This is a genomic window from Niallia sp. (genome assembly GCF_031978665.1).
Taxonomy (GTDB): Bacteria; Bacillota; Bacilli; order Bacillales; family Cytobacillaceae; genus Niallia.
In genome coordinates, this window is sequence record NZ_DALZDK010000002.1 from 91,406 (window position 1) to 95,811 (window position 4,406).

4 protein-coding genes are annotated in these 4,406 nt (G+C 37.7%); all 4 read right to left on the reverse strand.

Features of this window, described 5'->3' with window-relative positions:
* Positions 1–193: 193 nt before the first annotated feature.
* Positions 194–1,489, reverse strand: a complete 1,296-nt coding sequence (eno, locus tag RTL21_RS01625) for a phosphopyruvate hydratase (RefSeq protein WP_312092659.1) — start codon at positions 1,487–1,489, stop codon at positions 194–196.
* 26 nt (positions 1,490–1,515) lie between these two features.
* Complete coding sequence (gpmI, locus tag RTL21_RS01630) at positions 1,516–3,051, reverse strand: 2,3-bisphosphoglycerate-independent phosphoglycerate mutase (protein WP_312092661.1); 1,536 nt, start codon at positions 3,049–3,051, stop codon at positions 1,516–1,518.
* A complete protein-coding gene (gene tpiA, locus RTL21_RS01635) occupies positions 3,044–3,805 on the reverse strand; it encodes a triose-phosphate isomerase (RefSeq protein ID WP_312092663.1) in 762 nt (253 codons plus the stop codon). The genes gpmI and tpiA overlap by 8 nt, the downstream gene beginning before the upstream one ends.
* A gap of 34 nt (positions 3,806–3,839) precedes the next feature.
* Positions 3,840–4,406: phosphoglycerate kinase (locus RTL21_RS01640; RefSeq protein ID WP_312092665.1), on the reverse strand; the 567-nt coding region annotated here is incomplete at its 5' end.

Sequence of the window (4,406 nt, forward strand, 5' to 3'; positions counted from 1 at the left end):
ATAGAGAGGGCTTCTCTGTTGCCTTTCTTGCTTTTTTTCTTGCTTCTCGGGCACAGTGAGCGCTTATCTTTTCGATTCAGTCATTGATGAGGATTCTCTTCCTTCACCCTTAATAAAAATAAAAAGCACTCTAACATTTAGGAAATTTCCTAATGCTAGAGTGCTTATCAAGTTAAGGAAACCTTAACTTCAATTACTTCTTAAGGTTATAGAAAGATTTAAGACCATCATATACTGCTAACTCGCCAAGCTCGTCTTCGATGCGAAGAAGTTGGTTGTATTTAGCGATACGGTCTGTACGAGATAATGAACCAGTTTTGATTTGACCAGCATTAGTAGCAACAGCGATGTCAGCGATTGTAGCATCTTCTGTTTCACCAGAACGGTGAGAAACTACTGCTGTATAACCAGCACGTTTAGCCATTTCGATAGCTTCGAAAGTTTCAGTTAAAGTACCAATTTGGTTAACTTTGATAAGGATTGAGTTTGCAATTCCTTTTTCGATACCTTCAGCTAATTTTTTAGTGTTTGTAACGAATAAATCGTCACCTACTAATTGTACTTTTGAACCGATACGGTCTGTTAATAATTTGTGACCTTCCCAGTCGTTTTCATCTAAACCATCTTCAATAGAGATGATTGGGAATTCGCCAACTAATTCTTCATAGAAGCTTACTAATTCTTCAGAAGTTAAACCAGTACGGCCTTCTCCTGCAAGATCGTATTTACCAGTTTCTTTGTTATAGAACTCAGATGAAGCAACGTCCATACCTAAGAATACGTCTTTACCAGGCTCGTATCCAGCTTTTTTGATTGCTTCGATGATTACTTCTAATGCTTCACGGTTAGAACCAAGGTTTGGAGCGAATCCACCTTCGTCACCTACAGCAGTGTTTAGACCTTTAGCAGAAAGAACTGATTTTAAAGCATGGAAAACTTCAGCACCAGTACGTAGAGCTTCTTTGAAAGTTGGAGCTCCTACTGGTAAGATCATGAATTCTTGGAAATCAACGTTGTTATCAGCATGTGAACCACCGTTGATGATGTTCATCATTGGAGTTGGTAATTGCTTAGCATTGAATCCACCAAGGTAACGGTATAATGGAAGACCTACTACTTCAGCAGCAGCATGTGCAACAGCCATAGATACACCTAGGATTGCGTTAGCACCTAATTTACCTTTGTTTTCTGTACCATCAAGTTCGATCATAGTTCTGTCGATTCCAACTTGATCTGTAACGTCCATACCGATAATTGCTTCAGCAATTACTTCGTTTACGTTTTCTACTGCTTTAAGAACACCTTTACCAAGATAACGAGATTTGTCACCATCACGTAATTCAACTGCTTCGTATTCACCAGTTGAAGCACCAGATGGAACTAGTGCGCGACCAAAGAATCCTGATTCAGTTAATACTTCTACTTCTACTGTTGGGTTACCACGTGAATCTAATACTTCACGAGCATATACTTGTTGAATATAAGGCATATTTATTCTCTCCTTTAATTATATACTTATTTTTTAATAATAGATGTTCCAGTCATTTCTACTGGCTTATCAATTCCTAATAGATCTAACATAGTAGGAGCAAGATCTCCTAAAATACCATCTGTACGTAATTCAGCATTCTTATCTGTTACGATTACAGGAACTGGATTTGTTGTATGTGCTGTCATTGGTGTTCCGTCAAGTGTTACCACTTCATCAGAATTACCATGGTCAGCGGTGATAATTGCTTTACCACCTTTTTGTTCAATTAAAGTAATAATTTTCCCTAAACATTCATCCACTGTTTCAATCGCTTTGATTGTAGGTTCAAGCATTCCGGAGTGCCCAACCATATCAGGGTTAGCGAAGTTTAGAATAATTGCATCAAAATTATCTGCTTCAATTTCCTTCAATAGTGCATCGGTTACTTCATATGCACTCATTTCTGGTTGTAAATCATAGGTTGCCACTTTTGGTGAATTGATTAAGATACGCTTTTCACCAGGGAACTCTGCTTCACGTCCACCGCTCATAAAGAAAGTAACATGTGGATACTTTTCTGTTTCAGCGATACGAAGTTGAGTTAATCCGTTTTGTGAAAGAACTTCACCTAATGTGTTATCCAAGTTTGTTGGCTTGAATGCAACATACCCATTTACTGTTTCACTAAAATGAGTTAAACATACAAAGTAAAGATTTTTTGGATGTTTTTCTCCACGATCGAAAGAACGGAAGTCCTCATTTGTAAAAGTGTTTGAAATTTGAATCGCACGGTCAGGACGGAAGTTATAGAAAATAACAGCATCTTCATCTTTAATTGTAGCAACTGGTTCACCGTTCTCTTTTGTGATTACAGATGGAAGTACGAACTCATCAAAGATTCCGTTATTGTAATTATCCTCAACTACTTGTAATGGATCAGAGTATGCTGGTCCATCGCCATATACCATAGCTCGGTATGATTTTTCTACACGATCCCAGCGTTTGTCTCTATCCATTGAATAGTAGCGTCCAGAAATAGTAGCAAATTCACCTACACCGTATTCCGCGATTTTTTCTTGTGTTGCTTTAATGTATTTTTCAGCAGTCTTTTGACCGACGTCTCGACCATCTAAGATACCGTGAATATATACATTTTCTACACCTTCTTCTTTTGCTAAACGAAGAAGTGCATACATATGTTCAATATGGCTATGAACTCCACCATCAGATAATAATCCGAATAAATGAAGATTTTTGCCTTTTTCTTTTACATGCTTAATTGCATTAACGAAAGTTTCGTTTTTGTAAAACTCGCCTTCTCTAATAGAAACGTTAACTCTTGTTAAACTTTGATATACGATCCGGCCGGCACCGATATTCAAATGTCCAACTTCTGAGTTACCCATTTGTCCTTCTGGAAGACCAACAGCTTCCCCACTAGCGACTAAAGTAGCATGAGGGTAAGAGTTCCAATATTTATCGAAATTAGGCTTATTTGCTTGTGCTACTGCATTTCCCATGCGTTCGCTTCTTAAAGCAAATCCATCTAAAATGATTAAAGCTACTGGAGATTTACTCATTCTTACCTGCCTCCAATAAAGCTAAAAAGCTTTGAGCTTCTAGGCTAGCTCCACCTACTAATGCTCCATCAATATCTGGCTGTGCCATATATTCTTTAATGTTTTCAGGCTTTACGCTACCGCCGTATTGAATACGAATGTGTTCAGCAACTTCTGCAGAGAATTGTTCACTTACTACTTTACGGATATGTGCACATACTTCGTTTGCATCAGCAGAAGTAGAAGATTTACCTGTTCCAATTGCCCAGATTGGCTCATATGCAACAACAGTCGCTTTTGCTTGTTCTGGAGTTAAGCCGTTAAGTGCTTTTGTTACTTGAGAAGCAACAAAGTCATTTGTTTCGCCGTTTTCTCTTTGCTCAAGAGTTTCACCACAACATACAATTGGAGTTAAGCCATTTTCAAAAGCAGCAAGTGTCTTTTTGTTAACAGACTCGTCTGTTTCGTTAAAGAACTCACGACGTTCAGAATGACCAAGCACTACATATTTAGAACCGATATTTTCTAATGCAACTGGGCTAATTTCACCAGTGAATGCACCACTTTTTTCAAAATGCATGTTTTGTGCACCGATTTTTACATCTGTGCCATCTGTTAATTCTACTAATTGTCCTAAAAATAACGCAGGAGCACATACTACTGTATCCACTTTTTCACTTGATGGAACAGAAGCTTTAACTTCTAAGATAAACTCAACAGCTTCAGGAAGCGTTTTGTTCATTTTCCAGTTACCTGCAATAATTGGCTTGCGCATTGTTTACATCCTTTCATGCATATCTATAGAGATATTATTTGTCGTTTAATGCCACTACACCTGGAAGTTCTTTGCCTTCCATGAATTCTAATGACGCACCGCCGCCAGTAGAAATATGGCTCATTTTATCTGCTAAATCGAATTTCTCAACTGCTGCTGCAGAATCTCCACCACCGATTACAGAATATGTATCTTGAGATTCAGCAAGCGCTTCTGCTACTGCTTTTGTACCTTTAGCGAAAGCATCTAATTCGAATACACCCATTGGTCCGTTCCAAATTACTAATTTAGAACTCTTAATAACATCTGCATAAATTTCACGTGTTTTAGGACCAATATCTAATGCTTCCCAATCAGCTGGAATTTCTTCAATAGAAACTGTTTTGATGTTAGCATCGTTAGAGAAATCATCTGCAACTGTAACATCAACAGGCATATAAAACTTAACGCCTTTTTCTTTTGCTTTTTCCATATATGATTTAGCAAGGTCGATTTTATCTTCTTCTAATAAAGACTTACCAATTTCATGACCAAGAGATTTAACAAAAGTATAAGCTAAGCCTCCGCCAATAATTAAGTTATCCACTTTATCAAGAAGGTT